The organism is Peribacillus simplex (assembly GCF_030123325.1).
Classification (GTDB): Bacteria; Bacillota; Bacilli; order Bacillales; family DSM-1321; genus Peribacillus; species Peribacillus simplex_D.
The window spans coordinates 4,074,643-4,093,254 of the sequence record NZ_CP126106.1 but is presented as its reverse complement, the minus strand read 5'-3'; the positions used below and the strand labels follow the sequence as shown (position 1 = coordinate 4,093,254).

Annotated in this window: 18 protein-coding genes and 1 other annotated feature; of the genes, 14 read left to right on the top strand and 4 right to left on the bottom strand. The window is 43.3% G+C overall.

The genetic code is table 11. The features are described 5' to 3' along the window. Positions 1 to 95 precede the first annotated feature (95 nt). Positions 96 to 1,166, top strand: a complete 1,071-nt coding sequence (gene ysxE / locus QNH43_RS19380; RefSeq protein ID WP_283915310.1) for a spore coat protein YsxE — start codon at positions 96 to 98, stop codon at positions 1,164 to 1,166. Between the two features lie 56 nt (positions 1,167 to 1,222). Here the strand turns inward: ysxE and QNH43_RS19375 are convergent, their stop codons facing one another. Continuing rightward, positions 1,223 to 1,414 (bottom strand): hypothetical protein, encoded by a 192-nt coding sequence (locus QNH43_RS19375; RefSeq protein WP_283915309.1) that lies wholly within the window; start codon positions 1,412 to 1,414, stop codon positions 1,223 to 1,225. Positions 1,415 to 1,640: 226 nt separating this feature from the next. After that, positions 1,641 to 1,869: a binding site (T-box leader), on the top strand. 43 nt (positions 1,870 to 1,912) lie between these two features. Here QNH43_RS19375 and QNH43_RS19370 point away from each other — a divergent pair. Next, positions 1,913 to 4,564, top strand: coding sequence for a valine--tRNA ligase (locus QNH43_RS19370; RefSeq protein ID WP_076364941.1), 2,652 nt, complete (start codon positions 1,913 to 1,915; stop codon positions 4,562 to 4,564). 73 nt (positions 4,565 to 4,637) lie between these two features. Here QNH43_RS19370 and QNH43_RS19365 read toward each other — a convergent pair whose 3' ends face one another. Continuing rightward, positions 4,638 to 5,480, bottom strand: a complete 843-nt coding sequence (locus QNH43_RS19365) for an ATP-grasp domain-containing protein (protein WP_283915308.1) — start codon at positions 5,478 to 5,480, stop codon at positions 4,638 to 4,640. Further along, entirely contained in the window at positions 5,449 to 6,390 is a 942-nt protein-coding gene (locus QNH43_RS19360; RefSeq protein WP_283915307.1) for an ATP-grasp domain-containing protein, read from the bottom strand. Before QNH43_RS19360 ends, QNH43_RS19365 begins: the two co-directional genes overlap by 32 nt. Before the next feature lie 98 nt (positions 6,391 to 6,488). On the opposite strand from QNH43_RS19360, the gene QNH43_RS19355 reads away from it, so the two are divergent. The 10 genes from QNH43_RS19355 to minD all read left to right on the top strand — a co-directional run bounded on the left by QNH43_RS19355 (position 6,489) and on the right by minD (position 16,167). After that, positions 6,489 to 7,778, top strand: coding sequence for a bifunctional folylpolyglutamate synthase/dihydrofolate synthase (locus QNH43_RS19355; protein WP_283915306.1), 1,290 nt, complete (start codon positions 6,489 to 6,491; stop codon positions 7,776 to 7,778). Between the two features lie 555 nt (positions 7,779 to 8,333). Further along, complete coding sequence (locus QNH43_RS19350; protein WP_283915305.1) at positions 8,334 to 9,086, top strand: prepilin peptidase; 753 nt, start codon at positions 8,334 to 8,336, stop codon at positions 9,084 to 9,086. 309 nt (positions 9,087 to 9,395) lie between these two features. Beyond that, the gene (locus QNH43_RS19345; RefSeq protein ID WP_283915304.1) at positions 9,396 to 10,364 is read left to right on the top strand and encodes a hypothetical protein; all 969 of its coding nucleotides are present in this window, start codon (positions 9,396 to 9,398) and stop codon (positions 10,362 to 10,364) included. A 195-nt stretch (positions 10,365 to 10,559) separates the two neighbouring features. Beyond that, positions 10,560 to 11,129: a Maf family protein gene (locus QNH43_RS19340; protein WP_283915303.1), complete on the top strand. Its 570-nt coding sequence runs from the start codon at positions 10,560 to 10,562 to the stop codon at positions 11,127 to 11,129. 64 nt (positions 11,130 to 11,193) lie between these two features. Next, positions 11,194 to 11,868, top strand: coding sequence for a RadC family protein (gene radC / locus QNH43_RS19335; RefSeq protein ID WP_053537324.1), 675 nt, complete (start codon positions 11,194 to 11,196; stop codon positions 11,866 to 11,868). Positions 11,869 to 12,017: 149 nt separating this feature from the next. Continuing rightward, positions 12,018 to 13,037 (top strand): rod shape-determining protein, encoded by a 1,020-nt coding sequence (locus QNH43_RS19330; protein ID WP_034308871.1) that lies wholly within the window; start codon positions 12,018 to 12,020, stop codon positions 13,035 to 13,037. A 136-nt stretch (positions 13,038 to 13,173) separates the two neighbouring features. Beyond that, positions 13,174 to 14,046, top strand: coding sequence for a rod shape-determining protein MreC (gene mreC / locus QNH43_RS19325; RefSeq protein WP_283915302.1), 873 nt, complete (start codon positions 13,174 to 13,176; stop codon positions 14,044 to 14,046). Beyond that, on the top strand, positions 14,043 to 14,561 hold the full coding sequence (gene mreD / locus QNH43_RS19320) for a rod shape-determining protein MreD (RefSeq protein ID WP_283915301.1): 519 nt from the start codon (positions 14,043 to 14,045) through the stop codon (positions 14,559 to 14,561). The genes mreC and mreD overlap by 4 nt, the downstream gene beginning before the upstream one ends. 116 nt (positions 14,562 to 14,677) lie before the next feature. Further along, the gene (gene minC, locus QNH43_RS19315) at positions 14,678 to 15,361 is read left to right on the top strand and encodes a septum site-determining protein MinC (RefSeq protein WP_283915300.1); all 684 of its coding nucleotides are present in this window, start codon (positions 14,678 to 14,680) and stop codon (positions 15,359 to 15,361) included. 2 nt (positions 15,362 to 15,363) lie between these two features. After that, a complete protein-coding gene (minD, locus tag QNH43_RS19310; RefSeq protein ID WP_034308862.1) occupies positions 15,364 to 16,167 on the top strand; it encodes a septum site-determining protein MinD in 804 nt (267 codons plus the stop codon). Between the two features lie 128 nt (positions 16,168 to 16,295). Here minD and QNH43_RS19305 read toward each other — a convergent pair whose 3' ends face one another. Further along, the gene (locus tag QNH43_RS19305; RefSeq protein WP_192205955.1) at positions 16,296 to 16,739 is read right to left on the bottom strand and encodes a S1 domain-containing RNA-binding protein; all 444 of its coding nucleotides are present in this window, start codon (positions 16,737 to 16,739) and stop codon (positions 16,296 to 16,298) included. A gap of 259 nt (positions 16,740 to 16,998) precedes the next feature. Here QNH43_RS19305 and QNH43_RS19300 point away from each other — a divergent pair, with 259 nt between their 5' ends. Both QNH43_RS19300 and QNH43_RS19295 read left to right on the top strand, forming a co-directional pair. After that, a complete protein-coding gene (locus QNH43_RS19300; RefSeq protein WP_283915299.1) occupies positions 16,999 to 17,748 on the top strand; it encodes a M23 family metallopeptidase in 750 nt (249 codons plus the stop codon). Next, a complete protein-coding gene (locus QNH43_RS19295) occupies positions 17,741 to 18,607 on the top strand; it encodes a M50 family metallopeptidase (protein ID WP_283915298.1) in 867 nt (288 codons plus the stop codon). The genes QNH43_RS19300 and QNH43_RS19295 overlap by 8 nt, the downstream gene beginning before the upstream one ends. The last annotated feature ends 5 nt before the right edge of the window (positions 18,608 to 18,612 follow it).

Genomic DNA, 18,612 nt, shown 5'->3' with positions numbered 1-18,612 from the left:
CCAGGACAGAGAGCAGAGCATATGGTCTGCTCCTGTTTTTTAGGTGCCAGAGGGATCGGATCGTTCAGTTTTTTTAGAGAAAGTGAGTGGGTCTCGTGAGGGAAAACGAGAATCAGCTGCCTGCCAATCGGGATCGTGACACGGAGACCGTATTGAAGGAATATGCCATGTATGTACAATATATTGAGGACTTCGGGCGTGTAAAAAAAGTATACAGTGATCGCGGTACATTTGCCTTGAAATCCATGTTACCGCACAACGGCATCGATTTTATCAAAAATGTTCAAAAACTGTACCATCGCGGCTATAACCGGATCGTTCCCATTTATCAAACGATGGATCAGCGATATGCCGTACTTCATAATGGACGTTTATATTACCTGATGCCCTGGCTCAATAATGAAAGGGACGGGGAGCGAGATGAGAAACATAAGCAAATGTTCAGGGAGCTGGCTCGGATGCATACACTTTCCGTTAAGGAAATACAAGTGGATACCGAGGAACGGGATGCCCATTATGAGCGGACGCTTGATGCCTGGAATAACGAGAAGGACTTTATGGATGAGTATATTGTCAGCTGTGAAAAGAAGTGGTATATGTCTCCATTCGAACTGACGGTTTGTTCTTACTACACTGATATTTCGCAGGCGCTGAAGTACTCGATCAAGAAGTTTGAAACCTGGTATGAAAAAACGAAGGATAGTGAAAAGGTTCGGACCGTGGTCACGCACGGAAAGGTTTCCATGAAGCATTTCGTTTATGATGAGCGGGGATATGGCTACTTCATCAATTTTGAGAATTCGAATACGGCTCCGCCGCATTTCGATTTACTGCCATTTCTCGTTAAATCGGCCAGGACCTATCCTGTCCAATGCGATGACTGCGTAGACTGGCTATATAACTATTTTCGTTATTTTCCGTTGAAAGAAGAAGAATTGCTGCTCATGCAAAGTTATCTGGCATTCCCTGGGTCAGCTTTGGAATTAGTGAAGGGTTACTCCGATGGAAGGGGCCATCGCTCAGAGCTTGATAATGTTACACAACTGCAGCGGCAATTTTGGCTTTTGAAAAATATTGAATATATGGTGATGAAAATCGAAGAAATCGAACAGCAGAAAAAGGCTGCTGCCGAGGCTGCCAAAGAAGAACAATTACCCCCAAGCTAAATATACATGATTGGATCATCTCCAGTCATGTATATTTTTTTGCTGTAAGGGAATACTTAAAGCCAGTCGAAATACAAAGACATGGCCAGGAAAATAAAGGCGATTAGCAGGAGCATATCGAAGAAAGTCGGGAAAATCAGCGTACGTAATCCTTGGAACACGATAAAGGGGACGATGAACTGCTGGCAGACACCGCGGATTTTCTTCACCCAAGGCGGTAAAGTATAGGGAGTATATCTACGCTTCATATTATTACCTTCCTTTTTAGGACTTCTTATATTCTATGGGTGGGCAGTGGAAAAGGTGAAACAGCCGTCACATTCACTGTTCCAGGAGGATAAAATAAAGAAAAAGAACTTGAAAGTATCAAATGGGATGGTTCCTGAGAAAGAAAGCGAAAAGATGATTGACTGGAGCCCCATGTTTTTTGTACTATATACTATATGCATTCAATGATTTTACATATGAATATAAATCAATGCAAAGACCGGAAATAGTAAGATGAAATGCACTTTTCAGAGAGGGAACCAAATTGGTGCGAGGTTTCCAGGCAGCAGCATCCGAAGTCGTCCGCGAGCAGTCTTCGTGAACCACTTAGTAGCGAAGGCCGGTGAAGAGCCGTTATCCGATTTGAGAGCCGAAAGAGATTTTTTTCTTTTTCGGAAAAAAGGTGGCACCGCGAACAACTTCCTTCGTCCTTTTGTGATGATGGAAGTTTTTTTTATGCCCAAAAAGGAGGAAATGATATGGAAGAGAACCAAATTTCTATGCCGACTAAATATGATCCGCAGACGATAGAGAAAGGCCGCTATAAATGGTGGCTTGATGGAAAGTTTTTCGAAACGACGGGTGACGATAAAAAAGAACCATATACGATTGTCATCCCGCCGCCTAACGTGACAGGTAAGCTTCATCTTGGCCACGCTTGGGATACGACGCTTCAAGATATATTGACTCGCATGAAGAGGATGCAAGGCTATGATGTTTTATGGTTACCGGGCATGGACCATGCCGGTATCGCCACACAAGCGAAAGTGGAACAGAAACTTCGTGCTGAAGGTGTGAGCCGTTATGACCTTGGACGTGAAAAATTCGTCGAAGAGACATGGAAATGGAAAGAGGAGTATGCGAGCCATATCCGTGAACAATGGTCAAAGCTCGGTCTTGGACTTGATTATACACGTGAACGCTTCACTCTTGATGAAGGGCTTTCAAAAGCTGTACGCGAAGTGTTCGTTTCGCTTTATAACAAGGGCTTGATTTATCGCGGCGAATATATCATCAACTGGGATCCATCAACGAAAACGGCGTTATCCGATATCGAGGTTATTTACAAAGATGTGCAGGGTGCATTTTACCATATGAAATATCCTTTGGTTGACGGATCAGGTGAAATTGAAATTGCCACCACCCGTCCAGAAACGATGCTTGGCGATACTGCTGTTGCTGTACACCCTGAAGATGACCGTTATAAACATTTGATCGGCAAAATGGTCCGCTTGCCAATTACAGGCCGGGAAATCCCGATTGTCGGTGATGATTATGTCGATATGGAATTCGGTTCAGGCGCGGTCAAAATTACTCCGGCTCATGATCCGAATGACTTCGAAATCGGGAACCGTCACGATTTGGAGCGCATCCTTGTCATGCATGAAGATGGCTCGATGAATGAAAAGGCTGGTAAATATGAAGGCATGGACCGTTTTGAATGCCGGAAACAAATCGTCAAGGACCTTCAGGAAGAAGGAGTACTTTTCAAAATCGAAGATCACCTTCACTCAGTAGGCCATTCAGAGAGAAGCGGGGCTGTTGTTGAACCATATCTTTCGACTCAATGGTTCGTTAAAATGCAGCCGTTGGCAGATGCATCCGTTGAGCTTCAAAAAGGCACCGATGAGGAAAAAGTACATTTCGTACCGGACCGTTTCGAAAAAACGTACCTGCATTGGATGGAAAATATCCGCGACTGGTGCATTTCCCGTCAGCTTTGGTGGGGTCACCGCATTCCAGCCTGGTACCATAAAGAAACAGGTGAAGTGTATGTAGGTCACGAAGAGCCTGCGGACGCTGAAAACTGGGAACAAGATACAGATGTTCTGGATACATGGTTCAGCTCGGCATTATGGCCGTTCTCGACTATGGGCTGGCCTGACAAGGACAGTGTCGATTTCCAACGCTACTATCCAACCGGGGCACTTGTGACAGGCTATGATATCATTTTCTTCTGGGTATCGCGGATGATTTTCCAAGCGCTTGAGTTCACGGGCGAACGTCCATTTGAAGATGTGCTGATCCACGGACTTGTTCGTGACGAACAGGGGCGCAAGATGAGTAAATCGCTTGGCAATGGTGTCGATCCGATGGATGTAATCGATCAATACGGTGCCGATTCCCTGCGTTACTTCTTATCCACGGGCAGCTCGCCAGGCCAGGACCTTCGTTATAGCACGGAAAAAGTGGAAGCGGTTTGGAACTTCTCCAATAAGATTTGGAACGCATCCCGTTTTGCCCTGATGAACATGAATGGCATGACATATGACGAAATCGATTTAAGCGGTGAGAAGTCCGTAGCCGATAAATGGATCTTGACGCGTTTGAATGAAACGATCTCAAACGTAACCAGACTTGCGGACCGTTATGAGTTTGGTGAAGTGGGCCGTGTGCTTTACAACTTCATTTGGGATGATTTCTGTGACTGGTATATTGAAATGGCGAAGCTTCCGCTATATGGCGAAGACGAAGCAGCTAAGAAAACGACGCGCTCGATCTTGGCTTATGTACTGGATAACACGATGAGATTGCTGCACCCGTTCATGCCATTCATCACCGAAGAAATCTGGCAGAACCTACCGCATCAAGGTGAGTCCATCACTGTTGCCGCTTGGCCGGAAGTGAATGAAGGGTTGACGGATACAGCTGCTGCCGAGGAAATGAAGCTGCTGGTTGAAATCATCCGCTCCGTCCGTAATATCCGTGCTGAGGTGAACACACCGCTAAGCAAAAAAATCAATTTGATCTTAAAAGCGAAAGATGAGTCCATCTTAGGGACATTACAGAAAAACAGCAGCTATATCGAGCGTTTCTGTAATCCTGAACAATTGACAATCGGAATTGAAGTCGAAGAACCTGCTCAAGCCATGACAGCTGTCGTAACTGGCGTAGAGCTAATCCTTCCGCTCACAGGACTGATCAATATTGACGAAGAAGTGAAACGTCTTGAAAAAGAACTCGACAAACTTAATAAAGAAGTTGAGCGCGTACAAAAAAAATTGGGCAACGAGGGCTTCGTTAAAAAGGCGCCGGCAAGCGTCATCGAAGAAGAACGTGCCAAGGAAAAAGACTATAGCGAAAAACGCGACTCTGTAATCCACAGGATCAGCGAATTGAAACAACTGTAAAACAAAAGGATGAACCAGCTTGAAGCCGGTTCATCCTTTTTGTGTTTAAACGCTATTTAAGAAAAATATTCCGTTAGGACGATATTCTTTCTTTTATGAATGTAAGGTACTCTTGCACGATATTCATATCACTTAGTGCACTTAATGTCCGGCTGCCGACGACATCCTCGATTTCGTTGAGCATGAGGCTGCCATCTTCCGCAAATATGAAATCGATACCGACCAGGCCAAAATCAAACGACCTCATAACTCTTTCGACAAGGGCTAATTCAGAAGCAGTCAGCTCATATAGAGAAGCCGATCCGCCCAGCGTATAATTTGCCTTGAAACTGGAAGCGGATTCCCTAAGTACAGCAGCCTTCACTTTTTTCCCAACCACAAAGACGCGGATATCCCTTCCGAATAAGCCAGGTTTTTGGACTATCCAGTTTCCATCATTCAGTTCGGCAAGATCATCGGCATGCTCGATTAAATATACTTGTTTCCCGCCGCGGCCACGTGTTTCTTTAGCAATGAAAGGGAACTCCATGTCATCGGCACTCGGCCTTCCGTTACAATATACGGTATCGGCCATTGGAATCCCGAGCGAGGACAAATATTGATGCGTCTTTGCTTTGTCGTTCGCGATTTCCGATACGAAGGAGGAGTTAAAGCAAGCGATCCCCAGTTGCTCAAGTTGCTTAGTGAAAAAAGGGTCGATGGTCCGGACGATAGCAAAGTCCGGCAATGAAATTGGCTGTGTCCCATGTTCCACGTACAACTCGTTGAAACGATGACCGATCCTAATGTCTTCCCGAAAGTGAAAGTGTAAGTCAAGATCAAGCTTACTTGCTTCTTCAAGCATCCAATCTATGTATCCCTTATTTTTCAAGGCATCCTCACGGTTATAAATCAACCAGCCTGCTTGTTTTTTCATCAGATGCACTTCCTTTTCCTAATTCTTTCAAGATATAATCGAACATGCTATCAGCGATGTTGATGCCTGTACATTCATAAATATTCAGTAAATGCGAATTCGAATTCACTTCGCACAAAAGCGGACCTTCTTCACCGAACAACAAATCGACGCCAGCGAAGTCGGCACCCAGAATTTGTGCACATCGGATGGCAAGTTGTGCTTCTTCACTGGTGGGTATATAGGGTGCAGCCTTCCCCCCGGCAGTCATATTAGCTCTGAAGTCTTGCTCGGAATGGCGTTGCATCGCTGCTATGACTTGATTGCCCACGACATTCACACGAATATCCCGACCTTTACTATGCTCGATGAATTCCTGGAGTATAAATGGTTTGTGGCCAATATTACGGATCGTTTTTAGTAACTCATCCTCTGTTTGGATTAAATATACTTGCTCCCCAAAAGAACCGTATGCTTCCTTAACGACAAGGGGATATCCAAGTTCATTGCCGATTTGTATGAAAGCATCCATATTGACCCTCTCAATCCCTTCATACGTAAAAGGAGGAAATATGGTTTTTGGCATCGGTATGCCATGCCTCGTCAATGCTTGATGTGTTTTTGCTTTGCTGTCGCAAATATCGATTGCTGTACTGCTGTTATATACGGGGATGCCGAGCAATTCCAAATGGCGCGCCAAATGAATGTCCTTATCCATGAACAGGACAAAATCAGGCAGCCTATCAAAGGCTCCTTTAAGCAGTGGCTCTCCTTTTTCGATAATGGGAATGAGATCTGAATTGCGGATAAGGGCTGTCATGATACCTTTCCTTTCAGCCGCCTCTTTAATGAACAAAGCCAAACTGGAAAACTTATCATGCTGTAAATAGCCATTAACGACAATCCAACAGTGGAAATCTGAAGGTTTCATGGTAAAACACTACCTTTCATCTAGGTTAATCGTTCATATATTGATAAAATAATCTTAACGCATAAGAGCGGTATAAAGAAAGAGGAGGCTCAACGATAATGGTTACAACCATGAAAGAAATCAATCATTTTTTTGAACGGCGCCAAGTTCAATTGGGCATGAATTTCGGCCTATCACGGATGGAAACATTGCTAACTGAATTAGGTGACCCGCACAAGGCGCTAAAGTATATTCACATTGCAGGATCCAACGGGAAAGGATCAACACTGCAATATATTAAAGAAATCCTGCTTGCCCAAGGCACTCGGGTCGCTTCCTTCACTTCGCCTTATTTAATACGGATGAATGAGCAGCTGAAGATAAATGAGGATGAAATCAGTGATAAGGATTTTATCGCTGTCTTCCGGGAGCTTTGGCCGATCATCCAAGAGATGGACAGTAAGGGGAATGGTCCCACTCAGTTCGAAATTTTGACTGCAATGGCATTCTCTTATTTTAGCAAACAGGAAGTGGATTTGGTTTTGATGGAAACCGGTTTGGGAGGCAGGCTCGATACAACGAATGTCATCCAGCCGTTCCTTTCGATCATTACCTCGATTTCTTTGGAACATACGAACATCCTGGGAAACACACTTGGGGAAATTGCTTTTGAGAAGGCGGGCATCATTAAAAGCGGGGCGCCGATCATCAGCGGAGTCACAGCCAGGGAACCGGCAAAAGTAATTGAAGAAAAAGCGTCGTCATTAGGCGTACCTTATTACCAATTAGGCAAAGACTTTCATGTAGGCAAAATAAAGCAAAGTGAACGAGGGCAAAGTTTCTCATTTTCGCTTGCAGACAGGTCCATCGAAAATGTGGAAATGCGGATGTTAGGGCGTCATCAAATGGAGAATGCGGCACTGGCCATTGCTGCTGTCACATTAGGAATGGAAAATATCGATGAAAAAAGCATACTTAAAGGAATAGGGGAAGCGAAATGGGATGGCCGCTTTGAAAAAATATCGGATGAGCCGTTGGTGATCATTGATGGTGCACATAATCCTGCCGGCATCGACGTACTGAAGGAAACGCTAAAAGTGCATTACCCCGACTATAAGTACCGATTTGTATTCAGTTCATTTAAAGATAAAAATTATTCCGAGATGCTTCATGGACTGGAAACGGAAGCGATGGAAATCATCATTACCGAATTCGACCATGAACGGGCGGCGGATGCGAAAACGCTTTATGAAAAGTGCAGTCATCCCAATAAAAGTATAAACAGGGATTGGCAGGAGGCAATAACGGAAGGCAGAAGGAAAACAGGGGAAAAAGAGATCCTTGTCATCACAGGGTCCCTTCATTTCCTTTCGCTTGTAAGGGAGTTCCTAAACAGAGAAGATACCTAAAGGGATGTGCCTTTACCGGCGGACTAATTATCTTTCCCGAATGTTGAGAAATGAGGCACACTTGAAAGTGAAGTCAATGGCAGCCTCAATTTTACGAACCAAATGGTTCGCGGGCACCAGTTGAACTAAAGTAATCATTTATAGTTGATCACACTGAATAGAATCATATTTAGAAAGCATCATCATCACCTCAAGCTTTATTGATTCTATTTAAAAACAATAAAGACTTTAGGCAAAAGGGTACTATCCATATTTTCATCGAGTTTGTCTGCAGTCTGAGAAAAGGATATTCTTCAAAGGTCCTTTTCTCTTGTTAACAGAGTCTCTTGAAAAGAAAAAACTCTAAGAGAGTGATTGATAACAAATCACCAAGTATATTTGTTAAAATATGTTTATATATTGTTTCTATATGACTGATGAATAGTAGGATCTACTTCATAAAATAACGGGAGGAATGATAATCATGAAGAACCGAAGTGATTATTACATAGCGGAAGGGACTTTTATAGTAGGGTTTCATAGAGAGGCAATCGAATCCTCATGCACTTTGTATAAATGATGGTTATCCATATCTATCTCTTCGTTTTGGGCTTGATTTTAGGCTCATTCTTCAACGTTGTCGGTTTAAGTGTTCCAGCCAGTCAATCATTTGCGAATCGTCGCTCCGCCTGCCCTTCTTGCGGGCGTACATTGACATTCATCGAGTTGATACCGGTAATTTCTTATATGTTGCAAGAAGGGAAATGCCGTGGCTGTAAAACAAGGATTTCACCCCTTTATCCGGCAGTGGAAATGCTGACCGGGGTTTTGTTTACCTCTGCTCCCATATTCCTTGGCTGGTCGAACGAACTCTTGATTGGCTGGACATTGATTTCATTATTTATGATCATCTTCGTGACTGACGTTGCCTATATGCTCATACCTGATAAAATACTGCTTTTCTTTACGGTGATTTTTATCGTTCTAAGAGTATCATTTCCGCTGTCGCCCTGGTGGGATTCAATTGTCGGGGCAGCGGTTGGCTTTAGCCTGCTGTTATTGATCGCTGTCGTGAGTAAGGGCGGCATGGGTGGCGGTGATATCAAGCTATTTGCAGTGATTGGCTTTGTATTGGGAATGAAGATGGTGCTATTATCGTTTCTTTTTGCGTGCTTTTATGGGGCATTCCTTGGCATCATCGGATTGCTGACCGGAATCCTAAAAAAGAAAACGCTTATTCCTTTCGGGCCGTATATCGTTTTTGGGACATTGACTGCTTATTTTTGGGGCGATGCCCTTTTACATTGGTATGTAACTTTTTTAAGATGAGCTTAAAGGGCCATCTTTAATGCAAGAGGAATTTGTCAAAAATCACCTGAACAATAGCAAAGTAGGGAACTATCCTAAAAATCGCTGCAAGTGAAGATGACTTGAAAGAGGAATGTATGTAATTGGTGAGAGGCGATATTGAATGGTTCATGAACCAGAAGTACCAGTACCTGGAAAACCCGTTTGGTTACCCATATATGAATAGGGAAATTTGACGAAACCTATTAATGACAAGACGACAAAAGTCTTGTTATTTTTTTTTACCTCTATGTTAGGATGAAAAAAATGATCTGGAGGGGAGGAAAAAAATTGGGCAAGCCGGAACAAAGCAAGGGTGTAACGATTAAAATAAATGGGGAAGAAAAAGTATTTCCAGATAAAAAGATTGAAAGTCAAGAGGCTGCGAGTAAGGAACAGGAACACACAGATGAGAGTTTCGAATGGATACTCCCTGAGGATTCAAACGAAAACAAAATCGTATTGGTCCCCTCACCGCCAAAGAAGAAAATGCCGAAGTTCATCGGTTTTGGCACCAGTTCGCTGAAAAGCTCGGATAATAGACCGATCAAGACATTCATGATCGCTGTCATTTGTGCCGTTTTTTTTGGGTCGATTCTCGGCTTGATCGCCGTTAAAACGATTACAAAGGAAAAAGCAGAAGTATCTTCGGTCGAGGCCCCGATTCCAACGGAAGCTACTGTTGAGGATAAAAAAGCGGCAGTGACTGAACCAGGAAACCAGCTGAAGACATACCTTGTACAGGGAGGGGTGTTCAGCAGCGAGGATGCAGCAAGGCAAATACAAAAGAATATCATTGAAAAGCAGGTTCCTGCTGAAATTTTCAAAATGGAAGACAGCTATTATCTATTCTTGGGATCGGCAGAGAGCCTAGCTGCAAGTAAGGAGCTGGCCTTGTTCTTGAAGTCCTATGATGTGGACGTATATTGGAAGGAAATCAATTTCGAAGCGGCTGGGACAAGCCAGGAAGATGAGAAAACCCTCGATAAGATGAAGGCGGTATATGCTTCGTTGGCAGAAACATCCGCAACAAAGCTTCGTGGAAAGGAAGGGACGGTAAACGAAGAAACCCTGAAAAAAAACATGGATGAACTGAAGGCGGTGAAATTATCGCCGGAGTTTTCGAAAATGAACGATGACCTGACTGCTGCCGCAAAGTCGATTGATGAATATGGGACTTCCAAAAATGAAGAAAAGCTATTCCAGGCTCAAGAAAGTCTGCTTGATTTTTTATTGAATTTCCAAAACATATCTAGTTAAGTTATGAAAAAAAAGGGGGGGCTGCCTAATGGGACAAGCTCCCCAATATGAAATCATCTGTGACACCTTTTTTATTTTCCGGGAAATACTTACAGGCATTTGTCGATTCTTAGTAAACAATAATTGTGGATTGCACCATAATTTGATAGGATAGATATTGTATCTCCCTATGTAAAGAAAGGTGACTTTTATATTATGCAGCCATTGATTTTAGCTTCTTCATCACCACGTCGTAAAGAACTTCTACAATTTCTTCAAATCCCCTTTGAAAGCATGAATTCCAATGTCGATGAAAGTATTGATGAAAACATGTGTCCTGATGCAGCGGTGAAAGAACTGGCCTCCCGTAAAGCAGAAGCCATCGCAGCAAAATTTCAGGAAAGCTGGGTGATCGGCTCGGATACCGTTGTTGTCCTTGATGGTGAGATTTTGGGCAAGCCGACAAGCCGGGCGGATGGAAAAAGAATGCTGGAAATGTTATCGGGACGGACACATGAAGTATACACAGGTGTCGCCATCCTATTCGGCAAGCATCGCAGAGTATTCGCAGAAAAAACGGAAGTGACATTTTGGGAGCTGCCAGATGCTGAAATCGAACGTTATCTGGATAGCGGGGAACCCTTTGACAAAGCTGGCGGCTATGGGATTCAAGGATATGGATCTCTTCTTGTCGAACAAATCAAAGGGGACTATTTCTCAGTCGTCGGGCTTCCGGTCTCAAGGCTGGCCCGGGAACTTAAAGCGATGCAGGAAGAGTTGGGATAAGATAATTTGATTTCGTCTGGCATCTTCCCTTTTCTAAGGAAGGGTTGATTTTTTGAGCGAAAAAATGCTAATACGGGATTACCCGAAAGAAGAGCGGCCGCGCGAAAGGTTTCTGCAGGACGGGCCGCAAAGTCTCTCCAATCAGGAATTGCTTGCTTTGCTACTCAGGACGGGGTCAAGGGAGGAATCAGTCCTGCAACTATCCGGCAGGCTCATCAATTCCTTTAAGGGCCTGCGCTTGCTAAAAGAAGCATCTGTGGAAGAACTGACCGTGATCAAAGGGATTGGTGAAGCAAAAGCGATTCAAATCCTGGCCTCTGTCGAACTTGGCAGGAGAATTAACAATTTGAATGATCAAGACCGTTATGTGATTCGATCTCCTGAGGATGGAGCCAATTATTGCATGGAAGAAATGCGGTTTTTATCACAGGAACATTTCGTCTGTCTCTATTTAAATACGAAAAATCAAGTGCTTCAAAAAACTACGGTATTCATCGGCAGCCTCAATGCCTCGATCGTGCATCCGCGCGAGGTCTTTAAAGAGGCTTTCAAAAGGTCCGCTGCCTCTATCATCTGTCTTCATAACCACCCCTCCGGAGACCCCTCTCCCAGCAGAGAAGATATTGAAGTAACGAAAAGGTTAGTCGAATGTGGTAAAATAATCGGGATTGAAGTATTGGACCACATCATTATCGGGGAACATAAATATGTTAGTTTGAAGGAAAAAGGTTATTTATGACACTATCAAAATTTTTGACGATACGATATAATATTGTTTATGATTTTTAAAAGAGGAAACTTTTTCAAAGAGTCTTATTGTCAAAAAACGACAAATTATTATTTGAACTTATAAAAAGGCATTTTTGTTTACGAAAGGGAGATACCATAATGTTTGGAATTGGCGCTAGAGATATAGGGATTGATTTAGGAACGGCGAATACGCTTGTTTATGTGAAAGGAAAAGGTATCGCGGTACGTGAACCATCGGTTGTAGCTGTGCAAACAGATACAAAGCAAATCGTTGCAGTCGGAAACGATGCGAAAAACATGATCGGCCGTACACCTGGTAACGTGGTTGCCCTTCGCCCGATGAAGGATGGAGTAATTGCCGATTATGAAACGACGGCTACCATGATGAAGTACTATATGAAGGAAGCTCAAAAGAAGGGCGTATTCGGCAACAAGCCATATGTCATGATTTGTGTGCCTTCTGGAATTACGGCAGTTGAGCAGCGTGCAGTCATCGATGCAGCTAGACAAGCTGGAGCCCGTGACGCATATCCTATCGAAGAACCGTTTGCAGCAGCGATCGGTGCGGACCTTCCGGTTTGGGAGCCTACAGGAAGCATGGTCGTTGATATCGGCGGAGGAACGACGGAAGTGGCAATCATTTCCCTTGGCGGAATCGTTACAAGCCAATCGATCCGTATTGCCGGTGACGAAATGGATGATGCCATTATCGTTTACATCCGTAAGAACTACAATTTGATGATCGGTGAACGTACTGCTGAAGCGATCAAAATGGAAATTGGTTCTGCTGGAGACACGGAAGGCGTAGAAAACATGGAAATTCGCGGCCGTGACCTATTGACTGGATTACCGAAAACGATCGAAATCACAGCTGAGGAAATATCCAAAGCATTAAGCGACACAGTTTCCGCAATTGTGGATTCCGTGAAAAACACTTTAGAGAAAACACCACCTGAATTAGCCGCTGACATTATGGACAGAGGCATTGTATTGACAGGCGGGGGTGCTTTGCTGCGCAATTTGGATAAAGTCATCAGTGAAGAAACGCAAATGCCGGTGATCATCGCTGAAAATCCGCTTGATTGTGTTGCGATCGGAACGGGAAAAGCGCTGGATCACATTCATTTATTCAAGACTAAATCAAGAGATTCGCGATAAGCATTACTTCTCAAATAGGGCCGGCTCAACAAAAGGTGCAATTTTGAGCCGGTTTTTCTTATGTTTTGCAGTTTAATTAAATCAATAGTGTAATTTTAAAACCATAGAGTAAATTTTTAGATAGAGGTGTAATACCATGCCACAGTTTTTTAATAAAAAGCTCCTTCTCTTGCTCGTTAGTATTATCGTTCTCGTGGCATTGATCGGTTTTTCATTAAGGGAGAGAGAAGAGTTAACTTGGCCGGAGCAATTCCTGAAAGATACGACAGGCTGGGTAGGAAATGTGTTTAATAAGCCAGTATCGGGTATAACAGGTTTTGTAGGGGGCTTAAAAGACCTTCAACATACATACGATGAAAACAAAAAATTGAAAGCCCGCTTGGATGAATATGTATTATTGAAAACCCAAGTCCAAGATTTAAAGGAAGAAAATGAAGAACTTCGCGATAACCTCAAAAAAGAAGATGACCTGCGGAAGTATTCGCCCACTCAGGCGACGGTCATTGGACGTAATCCCGACCGCTGGCATGAAATGCTGACGATCAATAAAGGGAAACGTAATGGGGTAGAAAAAAACATGGCAGTCATCACGTCCAATGGGTTAGTCGGTAAGGTGAAATCAGCGACGGATTTCACGGCCTCGGTTCAACTTTTAAGTTCGATCGATAAAGCCAACCGTGTCTCAGCCATCGTTCAAGGTGATGATAAAGCTTACGGCTTGATTGAAGGATTCGATGATAAGAAGAACCTTTTGCTGATGAAACGGATTCCATATGATAAGAAGATCAAGAAAAATTCATTGGTCATCACATCCGGTTATGGAGGGATCTTTCCGAAAGGTCTGCTGATCGGGAAAGTTGTCGATGTCAAAGTGGATCAATATGGTTTGAACCAGACCGCATATATTGAACCATCGACGGATTTTTATGATATTAATAATGTTATGGTCGTTCAGCGTGAAGTGGACGGTGTACCGCAAGAAAGTGAAGGGGAGGATGAAGCTGAGTGAGATATTTCATCCTTTCTTTTATAGCCTTGGTTTTTTTTGTTTTTGAAAGCATCTTCGCCCAAATGTTCGCTGGTGATGCATTCGGCTCCGATAAAATACTCGTGCCCCATTTCATGATGATTTTCGTTTTTTTCCTGACCATGTACGGATCCAGGAAAATGGGTATGCTTTATGGGGCGATTCTAGGGTTGACTTATGATGTTGTATATACGGAAATCCTGGGGATTTACATGTTCCTGCTGCCTTTTCTTGCCTATCTGATATCGAAAAGCATGAAAATCCTGCAAAATAACCTATTGGTTGCCTGCCTTACTGCGCTTTTATTCACGGCAGTTTTAGAGGTTGTCATCTTTCAGATGAATATCATCCTATCTTTTGCAGATATGGGATTTGGTGAATTTGCGGAACGGAGATTGATTCCGACATTATTATTGAATCTAGCATTCATTATCATCAGCTGCTATCCTTTAAAGAGAATGATTGAAAAGCTTGATTTGCAAGGAGAAACGGAATAACGTTCCTGTGTCTTAAGAAGCAGGTGGGAAATGTATTTTCTCTTTTCCGTGTACGTAGAAAAAGGAAATTTGTTTTCCTATGTCGAATTATATTTCATTGAGGTGAAACAAACGTCATGAATAAAAGAATTCAGCAAAATGTCATGATTAAGGGAACAAAAGACGGGTTTATGCTTCATCTCGATGATTCTTGCTCATTTTCCGAATTATTGAAAGAGTTAGAAGTGAAGCTTTCGGCGAACTATCAGTTTCAAGAAAATGACCCGTCCATTTCCGTGAAAGTACATACAGGGAACCGCTATCTTGATGAACAACAAGAAGAACAGATTAAAGAGGTCATCCATAAAAAGAAGAAGCTTTTCGTGGATGAGATGATTTCGAATGTCCTGACGAAGGATGAAGCGAAACGATGGAAAGATGAAAACCAAGTGACGACCGTGACCAAGGTGATAAGGTCGGGACAGGTTTTTGAAGTTCCCGGAGACTTACTTTTAATTGGGGATGTCAATCCCGACGGAACGGTTCGTGCGGGCGGCAACATATATATCATGGGACAGCTGAAGGGAATAGCCCATGCCGGTTATAAAGGGAATAATGAGGCCATAATAGCTGCCTCTGTCATGAAGCCTGCCCAGCTGCGCATTGCCGGACAAGTGAATTTATCTCCTGATCAATATACGAAATGGGGACATGACTTGGAATGTGCCTTCATGGACGAAGAAGAAAATATCATTATAGAAAAACTGCAAGTCTTAAAGAAATATAGACCTAATTTAAATAGATTAGAAGGGGGTCTCTAATCGTGGGAGAGGCAATAGTTATAACATCCGGTAAGGGTGGTGTCGGGAAAACGACCACCTCCGCCAATTTAGGAACATCTTTAGCTCTTCTAGGCAAGAAGGTTTGCTTGATTGATACGGATATTGGTCTTCGGAATTTGGATGTGATCATGGGATTGGAAAATCGCATCATCTATGATTTGGTCGATGTAGTCGAAGGGCGCTGTAAGATTCACCAGGCGCTCATTAAGGATAAACATTTCGAGGATTTGCTTTATTTGCTTCCGGCTCCGCAAAATAGTGATAAAACAGTGGTGAATGAAGAGCAGATGAGGAAACTCATAAGCGATATGAAGCCTGACTATGATTATGTCATCATCGATTGCCCTGCAGGCATTGAACAGGGCTTCAGGAATGCCATAGCTGGGGCGGATAAGGCAATCATCGTTACGACTGCAGAGAGGCCGGCTGTCAGGGATGCAGACCGTATTATTGGCTTGCTTGAAAAAGAAGAGCATATTGAACCGCCTCAATTGATCATCAACCGGATACGCGGCCATTTGCTACATGAGGATGAGGAGATGGATATCGATGGAGTTGCCGATTTTCTGAAGATTGATCTGATCGGCGTCATTCCTGATGATGACCAAGTCATTGTCGCAGCGAATAAAAAGGAACCCATTGCCTATAATCCGGACAATAGAGTTTCGCTTGCTTATCGGAACATTGCCAGAAGGATCCTTGGTGAATCTGTGCCCTTGACTCCAATTGGCAGCGAACCAAAGGGCTTCATGTCCAAATTGAAAAAATTCTTTAGCGTGCGGTAAATCCATATTCTTATGTCAGGAAGCGGGAGCATTCGATGCCCTCGCTTTTTTTTTATGCTTCTTGCAAAATAAAAAAGGCAAGCCATATGCTGGCTTGCCTGATCTATATGCTAAAAATGCTGCGCGGGTTATCCGCGTCTTCCGCCTCTGCCGCCGCGTTTTGATTCGGTGCTGCGTTTAAGAGTCGATAAATTTTCTTCACTAGTCTTTAAAAAGCGAACCATTTTATCTTCGAAATTTTCCTTTGGTTGAAAATTGCTTTTTGAACGAAAATCTTTGGAACGGCTATCCCCTTGGCGTGGTGGGCGTTTGGTATAAGAAGAGGTTTGCCCTTCGGGTCTATCTATAGCCTTTTTGATGGACAAGGCAGTTTTTCCGTCTTTCTCACTAATCACTTTTACTTCAATTTGGTCGCCTACTTTAAGATGGTCATTTACGTCTTTTACATAGCTATCTGCTACCTCACTGATATGCACAAGACCTGTTGAGCCTCCTGGTAATTCTACGAATGCTCCAAAATTAGTGATACCTGTTACTTTACCTTGTACTTTGCTGCCTATTTCGATTGACATAAAAAAATGTTCCCCCTCAATAATGTTAAAACCACTTTATTATAACAAATTTCGGGGAACAATATCAATCTCAATTATTCGATTTTCTGAATCGATAACCCGAATCCCCTTGGAAATTCATAAGTTTCCGGATGATTTTTCATTGAAAAAAATTTTTTCAGGGATGTGCAGAAAGAAAATCTTTTCTCCGTCATAGTCTGGACAAGTTGCTCATACGCTGTAATATAGCGCTTTGACATGAGCAGGGGGGGAATCTGGAATGGATGATCGCAGGAAAGATATCCGAAATCGTATCGCCAAGAGACGCAAGTTCAATGATAAACCGGCAGGTGGCAGCAGTTGGACGGAGATCAACAATGAGGAACCATATGGGATTGATTCATATAACGGGTATTCCGAGAAAGATCATCCGCTCTTCAAGAAAGAACATTTTTTCTTTAAAATCCTTGCCAGTGTATGCCTGTTCCTGATTATCGCTGTGATGTTCAAACACCCTTCTGTGCGGCTGGACCCTGCCAGAAGTTTTGTCACGGAGAACATGAACAAGGAATTTCAGTTCGCTTCAATCTCCAACTGGTATGAAAGTGCGTTTGGTAAACCGATCGCATTTTTACCGAATGAAGCCGATAAGGAAACTGTTGATTCGAATGAGGAATATGCAATGCCAGCCTCTGCAAAGATTACCCAAAACTTCGAGACGAACGGTGAGGGAATCATATTGGAAACGAGCAAAGGCTCAAAGGTCGAGGCCGTCAATGAAGGGGTAGTCATTTTTGCCGGTGAAAAGGAGGGGATTGGAAAGACAGTCGTCATTCAGCATGCCAATAAAAGTGAATCCTGGTATGGGCAGCTGGAAGGAATTGATGTGAAATTGTATGAGTTCGTAAAAAAGGGCAATGAAGTCGGACAGGTAACACTAAGTGAAGATGGATCCAAGGGCAGATTTTATTTGGCGATAAAAGAAAATGATTCTTTCGTCGATCCAAAAAAGGTGATTTCCTTTGAGTGAATATGGGAAATTACTGTTTAAAATCAGGGTGCATCCGACATTGTGGTTTGTCATTGGCATCGCCATTCTCACTGCCCATTTCGTAGAGATGATGATGCTGTTGCTCATCGTCTTCATCCATGAAATGGGGCATGCTATCTGTGCCCAGCATTTCAAATGGCGGATAAAGTCAATCCAGCTGCTTCCTTTTGGCGGGGCTGTCGAGACTGAGGAGTACGGAAATAAGAGTTTGAAGGAGGATTTGGCGGTGGTGCTTGCCGGTCCGCTTCAACATGTTTGGCTCATTGGTGCAGCTTTTTTGCTCTATTTCTTTTCTATCATCCCATATGAGCTGTATCAGCCCTTTTTGTATATGAATCTTATGCTGCTGATTTTTAATCTGCTGCCAATTTGGCCCTTGGACGGGGGACGTCTGCTATTCATCGGTGTATCCCTATACTGCACCTTTCTGGAAGCGCAGAAACATACACTTCACTTTTCTGCAGTATTCGCTGTCCTGGCTTTTTTGACCTGGATCATTCTGGATCCGCTCAATTTGAACATCTGGCTCATCATCTTTTTCATAAGTCTCTCCCTCGTCATGGAATGGCGGCAGAGGTATTATGCTTTCATCCGCTTCCTTTTGCAGCGCCATTACGGGCATACGAATGATTTGGCGAAACTGAAGCCGATCTCTGTGGATTCACAAGAACCGATTTATAAAGTGCTGGAACTGTTTCAACGCGGTTGTAAACACCCCGTCATCATCATGAAAAACGGGAAAGAGAGCGGCTCGTTGGATGAAACGGAAATCCTTCACGCCTATTTTTCCGAGAAAATGACAAACGGGAAGATCGGCGACCTATTATATTCTTATTAAATATG